Origin of the sequence: Bacillus sp. 0909A (assembly GCF_036765115.1) — a bacterium.
Lineage (GTDB): Bacteria > Bacillota > Bacilli > Bacillales > Bacillaceae > Bacillus > Bacillus mojavensis.
Genome location: NZ_JBAIZU010000002.1, coordinates 810,731 through 825,385, shown reverse-complemented (window position 1 = coordinate 825,385; position 14,655 = coordinate 810,731). Strand labels below are relative to the sequence as shown.

Annotated in this window: 18 protein-coding genes; 10 read left to right on the top strand and 8 right to left on the bottom strand. The window is 43.4% G+C overall.

Annotated elements, in window-relative coordinates; genetic code table 11:
• Positions 1-75 precede the first annotated feature (75 nt).
• From V6D42_RS09575 to V6D42_RS09560, 4 genes are all read left to right on the top strand, one after another.
• A complete protein-coding gene (locus V6D42_RS09575; protein ID WP_333513053.1) occupies positions 76-1,302 on the top strand; it encodes a metallophosphoesterase family protein in 1,227 nt (408 codons plus the stop codon).
• Between the two features lie 4 nt (positions 1,303-1,306).
• On the top strand, positions 1,307-4,204 hold the full coding sequence (locus V6D42_RS09570) for an ATP-binding protein (RefSeq protein ID WP_333513052.1): 2,898 nt from the start codon (positions 1,307-1,309) through the stop codon (positions 4,202-4,204).
• Between the two features lie 73 nt (positions 4,205-4,277).
• Entirely contained in the window at positions 4,278-5,222 is a 945-nt protein-coding gene (yhaM, locus tag V6D42_RS09565) for a 3'-5' exoribonuclease YhaM (protein WP_326129511.1), read from the top strand.
• Positions 5,223-5,353: 131 nt separating this feature from the next.
• The gene (locus V6D42_RS09560) at positions 5,354-5,566 is read left to right on the top strand and encodes a sporulation YhaL family protein (RefSeq protein ID WP_010333590.1); all 213 of its coding nucleotides are present in this window, start codon (positions 5,354-5,356) and stop codon (positions 5,564-5,566) included.
• A gap of 39 nt (positions 5,567-5,605) precedes the next feature.
• Here the strand turns inward: V6D42_RS09560 and V6D42_RS09555 are convergent, their stop codons facing one another.
• Entirely contained in the window at positions 5,606-6,478 is an 873-nt protein-coding gene (locus V6D42_RS09555) for a peptidylprolyl isomerase (protein ID WP_029441200.1), read from the bottom strand.
• A gap of 159 nt (positions 6,479-6,637) precedes the next feature.
• Here V6D42_RS09555 and yhzE1 point away from each other — a divergent pair, with 159 nt between their 5' ends.
• Entirely contained in the window at positions 6,638-6,724 is an 87-nt protein-coding gene (gene yhzE1, locus V6D42_RS09550; RefSeq protein WP_003327753.1) for a sporulation protein YhzE1, read from the top strand.
• Between the two features lie 125 nt (positions 6,725-6,849).
• Entirely contained in the window at positions 6,850-6,936 is an 87-nt protein-coding gene (gene yhzE2, locus V6D42_RS09545) for a sporulation protein YhzE2 (RefSeq protein ID WP_003155248.1), read from the top strand.
• 70 nt (positions 6,937-7,006) lie between these two features.
• Here the strand turns inward: yhzE2 and V6D42_RS09540 are convergent, their stop codons facing one another.
• Positions 7,007-7,225 (bottom strand): hypothetical protein, encoded by a 219-nt coding sequence (locus V6D42_RS09540; RefSeq protein ID WP_081720768.1) that lies wholly within the window; start codon positions 7,223-7,225, stop codon positions 7,007-7,009.
• A gap of 71 nt (positions 7,226-7,296) precedes the next feature.
• Positions 7,297-7,815: a DUF3267 domain-containing protein gene (locus tag V6D42_RS09535; protein WP_029441201.1), complete on the bottom strand. Its 519-nt coding sequence runs from the start codon at positions 7,813-7,815 to the stop codon at positions 7,297-7,299.
• Positions 7,816-8,022: 207 nt separating this feature from the next.
• Between V6D42_RS09535 and V6D42_RS09530 the strand changes: the two genes are divergently transcribed.
• Positions 8,023-8,364 carry a YhaI family protein gene (locus tag V6D42_RS09530; protein ID WP_024120776.1) on the top strand — a complete coding sequence of 114 codons (342 nt, stop codon included), beginning with the start codon at positions 8,023-8,025 and terminating at the stop codon, positions 8,362-8,364.
• Here V6D42_RS09530 and V6D42_RS09525 read toward each other — a convergent pair.
• Both V6D42_RS09525 and V6D42_RS09520 read right to left on the bottom strand, forming a co-directional pair.
• Positions 8,361-8,972, bottom strand: a complete 612-nt coding sequence (locus tag V6D42_RS09525; RefSeq protein WP_024120777.1) for an HTH-type transcriptional regulator Hpr — start codon at positions 8,970-8,972, stop codon at positions 8,361-8,363. The two genes, V6D42_RS09530 and V6D42_RS09525, sit on opposite strands and share 4 nt — an antisense overlap.
• A gap of 177 nt (positions 8,973-9,149) precedes the next feature.
• Positions 9,150-9,506, bottom strand: a complete 357-nt coding sequence (locus tag V6D42_RS09520) for a YtxH domain-containing protein (protein ID WP_010333594.1) — start codon at positions 9,504-9,506, stop codon at positions 9,150-9,152.
• A 127-nt stretch (positions 9,507-9,633) separates the two neighbouring features.
• On the opposite strand from V6D42_RS09520, the gene V6D42_RS09515 reads away from it, so the two are divergent.
• The gene (locus V6D42_RS09515) at positions 9,634-9,825 is read left to right on the top strand and encodes a hypothetical protein (protein WP_333513051.1); all 192 of its coding nucleotides are present in this window, start codon (positions 9,634-9,636) and stop codon (positions 9,823-9,825) included.
• Positions 9,826-9,898: 73 nt separating this feature from the next.
• On the opposite strand, the gene V6D42_RS09510 is transcribed toward V6D42_RS09515, so the two are convergent.
• The 3 genes from V6D42_RS09510 to V6D42_RS09500 all read right to left on the bottom strand — a co-directional run bounded on the left by V6D42_RS09510 (position 9,899) and on the right by V6D42_RS09500 (position 12,193).
• Positions 9,899-10,417, bottom strand: a complete 519-nt coding sequence (locus V6D42_RS09510; RefSeq protein ID WP_010333596.1) for a tryptophan transporter — start codon at positions 10,415-10,417, stop codon at positions 9,899-9,901.
• Positions 10,418-10,540: 123 nt separating this feature from the next.
• Positions 10,541-11,620, bottom strand: a complete 1,080-nt coding sequence (gene serC, locus V6D42_RS09505; protein WP_333513050.1) for a 3-phosphoserine/phosphohydroxythreonine transaminase — start codon at positions 11,618-11,620, stop codon at positions 10,541-10,543.
• Positions 11,621-11,755: 135 nt separating this feature from the next.
• Entirely contained in the window at positions 11,756-12,193 is a 438-nt protein-coding gene (locus tag V6D42_RS09500; protein WP_333513049.1) for an HIT family protein, read from the bottom strand.
• 490 nt (positions 12,194-12,683) lie between these two features.
• Here V6D42_RS09500 and ecsA point away from each other — a divergent pair, with 490 nt between their 5' ends.
• A complete protein-coding gene (ecsA, locus tag V6D42_RS09495) occupies positions 12,684-13,427 on the top strand; it encodes an ABC transporter ATP-binding protein EcsA (RefSeq protein WP_333513048.1) in 744 nt (247 codons plus the stop codon).
• Positions 13,420-14,646 (top strand): ABC transporter permease, encoded by a 1,227-nt coding sequence (locus tag V6D42_RS09490; RefSeq protein ID WP_326192538.1) that lies wholly within the window; start codon positions 13,420-13,422, stop codon positions 14,644-14,646. The genes ecsA and V6D42_RS09490 overlap by 8 nt, the downstream gene beginning before the upstream one ends.
• Positions 14,647-14,655 lie beyond the last annotated feature (9 nt).

Below are 14,655 nucleotides of genomic sequence, written 5' to 3'. Positions count from 1 at the left end.
ATTCGTTCTGACAGAACGTGCATTCGTAAGAAATCGGTGCTAAAATAAGGGTACTCCATCCTGGAAAGGAGCAGAATGTTGACTGATCTAACCTTTATTCATGCGGCAGATCTTCATCTCGACAGCCCGTTTTACGGGATATCGCATCTGCCGCAACCCATTTTTGACCGGATCAAAGAAAGCACGTTTTCAAGCGTGAGACATATCATAGACGCTGCAATCACAGAGAACGTTGATTTCGTTTTGCTGGCGGGGGATTTGTTTGATGAGGCCAATCGAAGTTTAAAGGCGCAGCTCTTTTTGAAAAAACAGTTCGATAGACTTAGAGAGTACGGGATTTCAGTCTATGTGATTTTTGGGAACCATGATCATCTCGGCGGAGAATGGGCACCGATTGAATGGCCGGAGAATGTTCACATGTTTACATCCCAAGTCCCTGAAGAAAAATCGTTTTATAAGGATGGCAGGCGCGCAGCAAGCATTTACGGTTTCAGCTATCAGACCAGAGCTGTGACGGAAAATCAAGCCGCCCGCTACCGGAAATCAACTGATGCGCCCTTTCATATCGGGATGCTCCACGGCACGTTATCAGGCTCTGAAGGGCACGATCCATATTGCCCGTTTACTCAGGACGATCTTGTGAAAAGCGGAATGGATTATTGGGCGCTTGGCCATATTCACAAACGCCAGGTTCTTGTTGCCGGGCACCCAGCCGCGATATATCCGGGAAATCCTCAGGCGCGCCATATGAAGGAGACAGGAGATAAAGGCTTTTATCTTGTCCGTGTGGAGCGCGGAGATATGTCCTATGAATTTAAGAAAGCGCATGACGTCCTATGGGAGAAAGCAGAAATTGATGTGTCAGCGGCAGAGAATATGACCGCGCTCTTTCAAATTGTCGAGGACACGTTTTCAAAACTGCGGAAAAAGGGGACTCCTGCATGTGTGAAGCTCGTATTACAGGGTACCGCGCCAGAATGGTTATTGGATGCGCCGAGAGGTTCACTGGACGAGCTGCTTGAAGCCTTTCAGGAGCAAGAGGCGGACGAGGAGAATTTTATATGGCCGCTTTCATTGGAAGATGAGATGGAAAATGAAGCAGAGCTTAACAGCCTTGATCCTTTTTTTGGCGGTCTGTTGGAAGACATTGAACAGACTGATCTGGCAGGCGTGCTGGAAGGGCTTGAACGGCACCCGGTATATAGGAGACACGCAGACCGGTTTAGTCAAGAGGAGACAAAGGAAATAAAAGAGCAGGCACAGGTTCTATTGAAAAGACAGCTTAAGGTGCTAGAGACATGAGGCGGTGAAAGCTATGCGAATCATATCATTACATATCTACCAATACGGAAAATTTTCAAACCGGACCTTTCACTTTTCCGCCTCGCCTGTCCAATTAATCTATGGATTAAATGAGGCAGGAAAAACGACGATGATGTCATTTATAGAAAGCATGCTGTTTGGATTTCCGAAATCGAAAAAATATGAACCGAAATCAGGCGGCGTGTATGGCGGTGTTCTTGAGGCTGAGCACCCTGAATACGGCGTGATGAAGATTGAACGGACAAAAGGAGCCGCTGAGAAGGTAAGGGTGTACACAGAATCCGGCGAAGTAAAGCAGGAAGATTTTCTAAAGCAGCTGTTCCAGGGCACGGACAGGGCGCTGTACAAAGCCATTTACTCGTTTGATGTATTCGGATTGCAGGAAATACACGCCTTTAATCGGGACAAGATCGGGGAATTCCTGCTGTTTTCCAGCCTGTTTGGCGCTGAGGCTGTATCAAAGCTTGATTCAAGGCTGACGAAGGAAAGCGAAAGGCTCTTTAAACCAAACGGCCGAAATCCTCATTTGAATCAGGAATTGGAAACGCTGAAGCAGCTGGCAGCAAAGCTGAAACAGGCTGAGACAGAGGAGGCGGGCTATCATCAGCTTCTTGAGGAGAAAAGAACGCTCGAATCCCGTCTTGCAGCCGCTGAAACAGAGCTGAAAGAGACTGCGGAACATATTCGAAACATCGAAAGAGCCATTGAACTGAAACCGGTGCTAACCGAAAAAACTGCGCTGGAACAGGCGATTGAACAATATCCGGAGCACGCGGGTCAATTCCCTGCTGACGGATTACATCGTTTAGAAAAGTATGAATCCCATCTTCATCCGAAATCCGCACAGCTGGAGGCGCTTCGGGTAAAGCTTGCAGAATTGGACAAACAGCTGCAAAAGCTTAACCCAAATGAGGCCATATTGGCGAATGAAGCACTTATCTCAGAGCTATCATCAGCGTATCATATGTACCAATCCTACGGGGAGCAGCTTGCCGCCATCCAGGCTCAGCTGCGCCAGTCCTCTTCACAGGCAGCGGCCGGGCTGGAGCAGCTAAATAAAACAGATGAAAATGAACTGCTGAATATGAACACGTCCTATGACTATGAATGGCAGCTCCAGCAGACGGTGCGGCATTACGTGCAGGCGAGAGACAAAAAAAGACAGCTTGATGAAGTGTTTGAAGTGGCGAGGCGCGAGCTGGAAGATGCTGAAAGGGCAGTTCGTGACATATCTTCCGTCATCCTTGAAAACAGCCAAAGAAAAGAAAAAGAAGCCGTTCTTAAAGCATATGATGAAGCACAGGGACAGCATCAAGAGCAGATGAAACTGAGGGAACAGCTGAAGTTCTTCGAAAGGCAGCAGGCGAAACAAAAGAAGACCGTGATGGCAGCAGGCATTCTCTTCATGGTTCTCTTTCTGCTGCTGAAGCAATGGATTCCAGCTATATGCATCGGCGCCGCACTCGTGCTGTATGCCTTTACAACTGGCAGAAAGCCGCTGTCTTCTGAAGAAGTAAGGGAGACGAAAGAGCCAGAGACGGATATTTCTCCGCGAGAAGCCGAAGCGATTAGAGAAGCATTATGGGAGGATGACCGCAATAAACAGCACCTTATATCGTTGCGGGCAGAGCTTCAGCAAAAAGAGGCAGCTTACGAAAGGATCATTGAGCAATTTGAACAGTGGGAGGCCGATATGGCTCCTTCCTTCAGCCAAGCTGAGCAATTCATGAATGAACTCGGATTTAAGGAAGACCCTTCCTTCTTACTGGATGCTTACAATGTAATGAAGGACGTACAAAAAGAAGTGAAGAAAAAACATGAGCTGACGATCGAAGCCGGGAGACTACAAAAGCTTCGGCGGACATTTGAGGAACGCGTCAGAATGCTGCATTCTGACAAAATCGATTCTCAAACCCCCGTTGCTGATGTCCTTCACGAACTGCGGAAAAACGCGGAACGCGAAAAAGAGATTGAGAAGCAAAAAAATGAAATGAATAAAGATATCCAATTTCACGAAGAGCAGGTGCTGGAGCTGGAGCAAGAAATACGTTATTTCCACGCACAGATCGAACAATTATTCACTGAAGCGGGAGCAAAAGACAGAAATGAGTTTTTCGCCATAGCCGACATCAGCAAGAAATGGAAGGATATTGACACAAAGCTGTATAACGTAAATGCACAGCTTCAAGGTGTCAGCTCAGCAGAACTTAATCTGGCAGACTCCGGCACTCTTTCTGAATTGGAGCAAAAACGACAGCAGGAACATGAAAAAAAAGAACGGCTCGATGAGGAGCTGAAACAGCTGCGCGCTCAAATCGCATTGCTTTTGGTCAAACAGGAACAGTTAGAGGCTTCGGGATTGGTCTCTGACCTCAAATTGCAAACTGAAATGCAAAAAGAGCGTGTGAAAGAATCTGCAAAAAAATGGGCTTCGATTCAAATGGTCAGACATGTGATCAAAAACAAAATGGAGCGGCATAAAAAAGTCGGTCTGCCGCGTCTTTTGGAGACAGCCGAGAAATTCTTCCGCCCGCTGACTGACGGCAGCTATCAATCAATTTATTTCTCCGAAACAGATGATTCCATCCTGGTCATGAACAGTGCTGGAACGGTGTTTCAGGCGGAAGAGCTGTCTCAGGGCACGTGTGAACAGCTGTATACAGCAATTCGTTTCGCTCTGGCCGTTACTCGTCAGGATGGGGCTATGCTGCCCTTCCAGCTCGACGATAGCTTTGTCCATTTCGATCAGAAACGACTGAACCGCGTGCTGGAGATGCTTTCTGTTTTATCAGGAGGGGAACGGCAGATTTTCTATTTTACATGCCATGAACATGTAAAAACCGCGTTTCAAAGTGATCAAATCACCCATTTAGTGTCATAAATGAGGTTATATAGCTGATAATCGGTATGTGATATACTGATATTATGTAAGATACGGAGGGAGCTTTAATAGTATGGCTAAAGGGATTATGCTACATGAGGTTGGCGAACAGGTTGACCAATATCTATTGATTAAATCCTTAACAAAAGGGATTGCAAGCAATGGAAAACCGTTTTTAACACTGATGCTTCAAGACCAGTCAGGTGATATTGAAGCCAAGCTGTGGGATGCCAAGCAAAGTGATGAAGTAACCTATGCGCCGCAGACGATCGTTAAGGTGGTGGGAGATGTCCACCATTACCGCGGCCGCACCCAGCTAAAGCTGAGAAATATCAGACCGGTGAGTGAGCATGAAAATGTCAATATTGATGATTTTTTGGAAACTGCGCCGATTCCGAAAAATGAAATGCTGGATACCATCACTCAATATATATTTGAAATGAAAAATCCAAATATCCAGCGGATGACAAGATATTTGGTCAAAAAGCACGAAGCAGAATTCATGGATTACCCGGCGGCTACGAAAAATCATCACGAGTTTGTCTCAGGTTTAGCGTATCACGTCGTCTCTATGCTGAATCTGGCAAAAGCAATTGCTGATTTATATCCGTCTCTTGATCGTGATCTTCTGTACGCAGGAGTTATCCTTCACGATCTCGGAAAAGTAAAAGAGCTGTCGGGGCCAGTTGCCACTTCCTATACAGTAGAAGGCAATCTGCTAGGCCACATTTCGATTATGGTCACAGAGCTGTCAAAAGCGGCTGAGGAGCTTCAAATCGATTCTGAAGAGGTTTTGATCCTCCAGCACTTAATCCTGAGCCATCACGGCAAAGCAGAGTGGGGCAGCCCAAAACCGCCGATGGTAAAAGAAGCGGAAATTTTGCACTATATTGATAATCTGGATGCGAAAATGAATATGATGGACAGAGCGCTGGAACGCGTGAAGCCGGGCGAGTACACTGAACGTGTATTTGCACTTGAAAACCGTTCCTTTTATAAACCGACGTTTCATAAATAATCAATAATGAAAAAGGACTGATGCTGACATGTTCAGCTCAGTCCTTTTTTACATGCTTTTCCCGCTCATAACCTGTCTCATTCCTGCATAAGGTTAAAAATAAAGAATCTATGCAAAAGGGGGAGAAGCCCGTGTTGTTTTTTCCATGGTGGGTATATCTTTGTATTGTGGGCATCATTTTCAGTGCATATAAGCTGGTATCAGCAGCCAAAGAGGAAGATAAGTTAGACCAGTCTTTTATTGAAAAAGAAGGTCAGATCTATATTGAAAGGATGGAAAAAGAAAAAGAACGCCGCACGTCCCAGCAGCGTGAGGAAGAAAACCAAAATCATTCCATCGCATAAAAAAAGCTGCGCAGCTCAGTGAGCCTGCACAGCTTTTTTTTATTTAGAACTGCTTGAAGAGCTGCTATTTGAAGAAGTGTTAAATGTATCCTTCAAATCTTTATCCTTCACATCAATGTCAGCTTTTTTCATTACTTTTTGAACGGCTGCCTGCACAGCTGTGTTGTCATTAAGTTTTTGGTCGAGAACATCAGATTTCAGCTCTTTTTTCATATCTTCATATTTTCCGCGTTCTTCAGTCTTTTTGATGATATGGTAGCCGAATTGTGTTTTCACAGGTTCGCTGACTTCGTTTGTTTTCAGTTTGAATGCAGCTTTTCTGAATGTAGAATCCAGTTGTTCGTTATCTTTTGAAATCCAGCCAAGTTCGCCACCGTTTGTAGCTGAGCCTGTGTCTGTAGAGTATTCCTTCGCAAGGGCATCAAATTTCTCGCCTTTTTTCAGTTTTTTCTCTACTTCCTCAGCTGTCTTTTTGTCAGCGACAAGGATGTGGCTAGCGCGAATTTGGCCTTTTAAGTTTTCCCAGTATTCTTTAATTTCGTCATCTGTAACTTTGATGTTATCTTTAGCTGCTTTTTGTGTAAGCAATTCATATTTAACTTGTTCTTTGAGGTAATCTTTTCCATATTGATCTTCTAACGCAGTATATTGATCACCGAGCTGTGTTTTGTATTCTTTCATTTTGTTGTCAATTTCTTTATCTGATACTTTGTATTTCTTGTCCAAAACTTTTTCTTGCACCAGCTGAGTCAGGACGCTCGCTCCAGCTTGCTTTTTCATGTTTGTGTAAAGTTCGCCTTTTGTTACATCGCCTGCGTCTGTTTTTGCGATGACTTCTTTGTCGCCGCTGCTGCAAGCACTGAGAGTGAGGATGCTTGTAGCAGTGATAGCTGCTATTGCGATTTTCTTCATTGTTTTCAAACACTCCTAATCATTCCAAATTGAATTGCCTATGCGTATCATAACATATTGTGGCTTTCTGTAAAAAGATTTTAAATAAAGGGCATTCGTCTAGTCAAACTTTTCCTGATGACATACAAATATATTGATCAAGAAAAGGAGGTATGTAACATGAGCGGAGGATATTCAAACGGTTTCGCTTTGCTTGTTGTACTGTTCATTTTGCTTATCATTGTAGGTGCAGCTTACATCTACTAAGCAGCAAAAGGGATCGCTTGTTGAAAAAGCGATCCTTTGCTTTCACAAGCGCCTAATCGTTTTATCAATTAACTGCATAAGATGTAATTGGAAAATAAAGCTTTTTACAGGAGGTGCTTTTTAAGATGGGTGAAGTATTTGCAGGCGGTTTCGCTTTATTGGTCGTCTTATTTATCTTGTTGATTATCATCGGCGCTTCTTGGCTTTACTAATCAATGTAAAAAAGCATAGCTGCCGGTTCTAACGAGGCCGGCAGCTATGCTTTCTTTACTTTCCTCATATTTAAACAGTAAAGGATATCTCCACAAATGAAGAGATCAGTAAAATTAATATACATACATTGATAAATCGAAATACCTTATCCTGGCGCTCTTCAGGAATCTCTCTGACAAGGCATAATGTATTGGTGAGCCTGTTTATAAAGTAAACAATAAACAAGGCAGCCACGATAAAATAGAATAATATGATGGGAGATTCCCCCTCTCTCTGAACTGCTCCCATATTACATTACCAAATATTGATCAAAAAAGATAGAATGCAAACTGAAAAATCGGCACAGCGTCAAGCGTCAGCTACTTTTCGACCAAAATATCAAAGCCGTCTGCCTCCTGATCGATAAAGCATGCTTTCGGTGCTTGCATCAGCTTCAGAGCCAGCAAAAAGTCCGGCAGACAGTAGCCTGCATGAATGCCTGAAATCATGCAGAAGTAATGGGCGTGATTCGGAAACGCCAGCGCGGCGTAAAATAATACAGGTGTTATCAGCATAAAAGGGCTTAACAGTGAAATCAGCATCGTCGTTTTCGGTATCCGTTTCCACGTTCGCATACGCCATACGTAAATCTTTTTTTCTATTTTTCTTTTTTTGCAGATGATCGGCAGGACATGGATGACTTTATGTACAAATAAAATAACGACGAGCAAAACGCCGAACAGCGGTACATATTCATCGCTCAAGCTTGTTTTAGGCCGCAAAAGCTCAAATGCTAAGAAGTTAGATATAAAAACCATAATCATGAAACACACAGCAATCAATATTATGCGAACGGCACCATAATCTTTCATCAGATTTATGGTTTTCCAGCAATTCATCAAAGTCATCCTTCCGTACATCTTGAGTAGAATCTCAAAATAATTTACTCCTCTCAAGAAAAAAAATCAATGCTTTTTTAAGAAAAAATATCTTTCAGCAGGTATTTTTTTGAAAGGGGCAAACAATCTATGAAATATGGGGTTAGAACTTTCTTCTCAGTGAATTATCAGCTAAAATAAGATTAAAGATAGAAAGAAGTGGTGTGGATGGATTCGATGGATCATCGCATTGAGCGATTGGAATATTACATACAATTATTAGTGAAAACAGTGGATATGGACAGGTACCCTTTCTATGCGCTGCTGATTGATAAAGGGCTGAGCAGAGAAGAAGGGGAAGAGGTTGTGCGCATATGCGGTGAGTTGTCAGAGGAGCTGGCAGCACAAAAAGCGCAAGGATTTGTAACCTTTGATAAGCTCCTTGCGCTTTTTGCCGGACAGCTGAATGAAAAACTAGATGTTCATGAAACGATTTTTGCCCTGTATGAGCAGGGGCTTTATAAAGAACTGATGGAGGTTTTTATAGACATTATCAGACACTTTGATTAACTGTTTACAGGTTCAAGTTCTTCGGCTGATTCATCCGCAGCAGTGTCCGTTGCTTTTTTCTTCAGTTTTCCGTTTACGCTTTCAAAGTCGTTGTCGATATTTGTGAGTGATGTTTCAAAGATTTCCATAAAATCATCGCCGTATATATGTCGGATCATACACATCATTTCTGCCACTTCAGGGAACTTTCCGAATAAATGATACAGAGGCTGTGACCCTTTAAAAACCGCGTTGCGCGTCGGATCAAATTCTTCAAGCAAGCTCCAGAATACCTCAGTTCCTTCCTCAGTCAGCTGAACATATGTGTTTCGTTTATCGTTCAGCCGTTTTGAAAACCTTAAATACCCGCGTTCTTCGAGCTTTTTTGAAAAGTTAAATGCCGTTGATACGTGCATGACCCCGAACTTTGCTATTTCAGAAATGGAAGCTCCATTCAGCTGATAAGCAATCCATAAAATATGGTGCTCATTAATATTCAGGTCATACGGTTTGAGCCATTGCTGCCAATCCTTCTCAATCGATTTCCAAAGAGCCTTGCTAAGCTGAGCCATTTTCTGGGTGAAGACCAGAGCCTCTTTCACATCATAAGGCGGTTCCACTTGATTCATTACGTCACCTGCTTCTCTTTATCTTTTTCTCTATTATGCCAATAAAATAAAGATTAATAAAGGTGAAAATGTAAGAATTTTTTAATAAATTCTTGAGCCGTTGCTAGGAAAGGCTTTTGCGACTAAAAAAAGTGCAGGTCATGTTTTGACCCGCACTTTTTTCCTTTGAATAGGATATTAGTTTTGTAAGGTTTTCTCCAGCTGTTTGATTTTTTCTTCAATATCGGCGATTTCTTTTTGAAGATCCTGCTGATGAGGTTTGATCTCTTCCTGCCATTTTTTAATTGAGGTTTGCAGTTCACCGCTTACGTCTTTAATGACATCTGCACTTTCTTTTGCCGCTTTTACTAGCTGGTCCTTTAAGGTTACACCATCTGATTTTAAGCGCTTGATCGTTTCTTCAAAAGAATCGCAATTGGTTTTTATTTTTTCACGCAGCTGTTTACCTGAAGAAGGTGCTGATAGAAGAACTGCAGCACCTCCGATGATGCCGCCCACAAATAGTCCTGTTAATAGAGAACGTCCGTCCGCCATTAAAATCACCCCGTTTTTTTCTTGAAATATGATACATTCAGATTTTTCCATTTTGTTCGAAGAATGAACTTCTATACATAGCTTGCTTTATTTTAGCATATTTTTTAAGTGAAAAGGAGGGAGAAGGTTGTCTGTCTTTATGATTGTGTTATCCTGTATCACCCTTGCCTTTGCAACAGGCGCCATTTACTATATCAGACTTCTCAGCCAGGCTGCTTCTTATCCGCCGAAGAGAGTCATTCAGCAGAAAGCGCTTGTTTGTTCAACCGGAACCGCCTTTACACTATGTCTTATCTTTATCACAAAACTCATCGCTTAAAACATGCTGACATGCTGCGGGCTCTTTTTAAGAAAAAACCTCTCCCGGAAGCGGAAGAGGTTTTGTGTCACATTTATTTTGCAGCTTCCATAAAACTTGAGCGTCTTAAAATGGTTTGCACGATCGGATACATCATGATCATGGCAATTGTATTCAATACAGCTGCCGGCAGAACGACTGCGGCGAATAATGCGGCGAAACCGCCAGGCAAACCGACGATACATAAAGCTGACGTTAAAAATACAGTTCCTGATAAGATGGTGCCAATGACTGTCAGAACTGCGACTACAGCTGTTTTCTGGCTCTTTCTCACCAGAAGGAACAGGAAGAAAAACAGAAACGCTGATACAGGTTTGTCAATGATATTTGGAATCTGTCCGGCAGGAAACGCGGTTGTAAGAGCTGAAATGATTCCGGTCACAATCCCGATAACGAGAACGTTTTGCACCCGAGGGAACAGTAGAATGCCCATAAACATCATGATCAGCATCATATCAGGTTTCATCCCGCCTAAAAAGGGCGGAATAATGGAATGGAGCGCTGCGCCGATTGCGGCAAACAGAGCCATAACGACTAACTCTTTTGTTTTCATATCTATGCTCTCCTCTGCTAAGCTTTCTGCCCTCCAATAATATGCTCATCATTTATTGCGAAGGCTTAAAGAATTTGTTATGCAAACAGTATACCAAACGAACGGTTTGCACAGCCAGACTTTTTACTCATTTTCCTGCTGGAATTTCTTCATGAAAGCAGCTAATGTTTCACAGTCTTCCAGTGACACCGCATTATAAATGGAAGCACGGCAGCCTCCTACTGAACGGTGTCCGCCAAGGCCTACCATTTTTGCTTCTTTCGCCTCCTGGACGAACTTTTTCGTTAAACTGTCATCACGGAGCGTAAAGGTAACGTTCATGCGTGAACGGCTGTCTTTTCTGGCATGGCCTTTATAGAAGCCATTGCTCTCGTCAATGCAGCTGTAAAGAAGCTGTGCTTTTTGTTCGTTGCGCTGTTCAGCAGCCTCAACTCCGCCGTTTTTCTTCAGCCACTCAAGGACGAGGCTCAGCATATAAATGGCAAATGTGGGCGGAGTGTTGTAAAGAGAATCCGCTTTGACATGTGTTGAATATTTAAGGATTTTCGGAACGTTGGCATTTTCATTTTGCAGCCATGATTTCTTCATTACGACAACGGTAACACCTGAAGGACCAAGGTTTTTTTGGGCACCGCCGTAAATGACGTCAAATTTGGGTACATCGATTTTTCTGCTTAAAATATCACTGGACATGTCAGCGACGAGCGGAATTGGAGAACTCGGGAATTCCTGCCACTGTGTGCCAAAAATCGTATTGTTAGATGTAATATGTAAATAGGCGCCGTCTTTTACCTCTGTCAGGTCAACCTCGGGAATGTAGCTGTAATTGTCTGATTCGCTTGTCGCCGTCACAGATGTGTTTCCGAACAGTTTCGCTTCAGCGAGCGCTTTTTCAGACCAAGCGCCTGTCATCACAAAATGAGCGGTTTTTTCAGGTGTTAAAAAGTTCATCGGAAGCATTGAGAATTGAAGGCTCGCCCCGCCTTGAAGAAACAGAATGTCATAGTCATCCGGGATGCCCATCAGTTCAATCAGCAAGCTTTTCGCTTTTTGATGCACCGCTTCATATTCTTTGCTGCGGTGGGAAAGCTCCATAACGGACATGCCGGATTCATTAAAATCAATAAACTCTTTCTGTGCTGTTTGCAGAACTTCTAATGGCAGCGCTGCAGGCCCTGCGTTAAAATTCGTTGTACGTTCCATCATGATCTCTCCCTGTTTTCCACGTTAATGTAACAAATAATACAATTATCCTATCACAAAAATTCAGTTTTTTTGATAAAAAATTAGAATTATCAAAAGAAATTGCGAATTGTTCACAATAAAAAAACCTCATCTTTATGATGAGGCTAAGCGTTTCGCAATGGATGAAGAAATGTCTTGCAGATCTTCCGGTTTGTAATCATCTGCATGTGTTTTCCACACTGCTCCGAATCCGTCTCCTTTTCCGTAGCGCGGGATAATATGCATGTGGTAATGGAAAACAGATTGTCCTGCTTTTTCGCCGTTGTTGTTTAACGTATTTAAGCCGATCGGTTCAAATTCATCCCTGATGGCGCGGGCAATTTTCGGAACGGCGTGAAAATACTGTTTCGCTAATTCGTCTGTGAATTCGTAAACATTTTCAATATGTGTTTTCGGGATAACGAGGGTGTGGCCTTTCGTCACTTGGCTGATATCGAGAAATGCCAGCACATGTTCATCTTCATAAACCTTTGCTGACGGAATTTCGCCGGCGATAATTTTACAAAAGATACAATTCTCTGCACGATGCATGAGGGTTCCTCCTTATGAATTTGTGTTTTTATGTATAAACTCATCGTACCACAGAAATGCAGAAAATAGAAAACAGGATGAACGGCGGAGCGTTCATCCTGAATGCAGAGGAATCAGCTTTATGAAGAAAATGTGATATGCCTTTGGTAAGCACCTCATTTGTCAATAAAATGAAGACTTGTTTAATGCCTAACGATTCCTGCGATAAACACCTCATTTGACAGTCAGCTTCAAAATTGAAGATTTATCAATTCAGTGAATGAGAAAAGGTTTGAGCATAGGACATGTTTATTTTCTATCCAACTGTGCCTAAGACGTCTTTGACAAACACCTCATTTTTCAGTTGATATGCTTTTTCCTCTACAACCATTATAATGTCCAGGAACCTGACTCTTTATGACAGCAAATTCTTCATTTGTTAAAAGGGAATTGTTTCAAATCAGCCTTTGTTTTTGGTACTATGAAGAAAAACAATATAAGGGGAGAAACTATGTCTCTGCTATCGGTAAAAGACTTAACCGGCGGTTATACAAGAAATCCGGTTTTGAAAAACGTGTCATTCAGCCTTGAGCCGAACCAAATTGTCGGTTTAATCGGTTTAAATGGTGCAGGTAAAAGTACAACAATCAGACATATCATCGGGCTGATGGACCCGCACAAAGGATCTATTGCGTTAAATGGAAAAACCTTTGCCGAGGATCGGGAAGGCTATCGGTCCCAATTCACTTATATTCCTGAGACTCCCGTTTTATATGAAGAGCTGACGCTGATGGAGCACCTTGAATTGACGGCGATGGCATACGGCCTTTCAAAAGAAACGATGGAAAAAAGATTGCCTCCGCTGTTAAAGGAATTCCGAATGGAAAAGAGGCTGAAGTGGTTCCCGGCGCATTTTTCTAAAGGGATGAAGCAGAAGGTCATGATCATGTGTGCGTTTTTGGCAGAGCCTGCGCTCTACATCATTGATGAGCCGTTTCTGGGACTTGATCCACTGGCCATCAATGCGCTGCTTGAGCGGATGAATGAAGCCAAGAAAAGCGGAGCGAGCGTGCTGATGTCAACACACATCCTAGCAACGGCGGAGCGCTACTGTGATTCGTTTATCATCTTACATAACGGCGAAGTGCGGGCGCGCGGCACGCTGTCAGAGCTCAGAGAGCAGTTTGGAATGAAGGACGCGGCGCTGGATGATTTGTATCTAGAGCTCACAAAGGAAGACGCTGGCCATGAATAACATGCTGGATATTTGGCAGTCACGGCTGCAGGAGCATATCAAAGAAACAAGAAGGTACATGAAATATATGCTCAACGATCACCTCGTTATCGTTTTGATCTTTTTTATCGCAGGTGCGGCGAGCTGGTACAGCAAATGGGTACGGGACATTCCCGCCCACTTTCCGTCCTTTTGGGTGATGGCCGTGCTGTTTTCACTCGTTCTGACAGGGTCTTATGTGCGGACGCTTTTAAAGGAGGCTGACCTTGTCTTCTTATTGCCGCTTGAGGCTAAGATGGAGCCGTATTTGAGACAGGCGTTTGTTTACAGCTATGTGTCCCAGCTGTTTCCGCTGATTGCACTGAGCCTCGTAGCAATGCCGCTTTATTTCGCTGTCACGCCGGGGGCCTCGCTCGTGTCGTATGCGGCGGTATTTGTACAGCTTCTGCTGCTGAAAGCGTGGAATCAGGCCATAGAATGGCGTATGACGTTTCAAAATGACCGAAGCATGAAACAGATGAATCTTGTCATTCGTTTTGCCGCTAATACAGTCGTCCTGTATTTTGTTTTTCAATCGGTTTATGTGTATGCGCTTGTGATCTATATCATTATGGCGGCTCTTTATCTTTATGTGTCTTCCGCTGCAAAAGGAAAAACATTCAAATGGGAGAGCCATATTGAATACGAGTTGAGACGCAAGCAGCGTTTTTACCGGATTGCCAACCTGTTTACGGATGTGCCGCATTTAAAGAAACAAGCGAAACGGAGAGCGTATCTCGACTTTTTGCTGCGGTTTGTGCCGTTTGAACAGCGTAAAACGTTTGCTTACATGTTTGCCCGCGCGTTTTTGCGTTCAAGTGATTACTTAGGCATTCAAGTCAGATTAACCGTTATTTTTGCTCTGATCATTATGTATGCCTCTGCAAGCCCGATGATCGCAGGGATTTTGACTGTGTTTACCATCTTTATCACAGGTATTCAGTTTCTGCCGCTATTTGGCCACTTTGACCATCTGGCGCTTCAAGAGCTATATCCTGTCAAAAAGGAAGCGAAGCTGAAAAGCTATTTCTCCCTATTAAAAGCTGCGCTTAGCGTGCAGGCTCTGCTCATGGCAGCGGCCTCTGCCTATGCTGCGGGCGCTGCAGGTTTTCTGTACGCGTTGATCGGCTCTGCCGTCTTGATCTTTGTTGTTCTGCCGTCCTACATGACCGCCAGATTAAAAAAACACGGAAAGCTGTGAGCTGAAAAA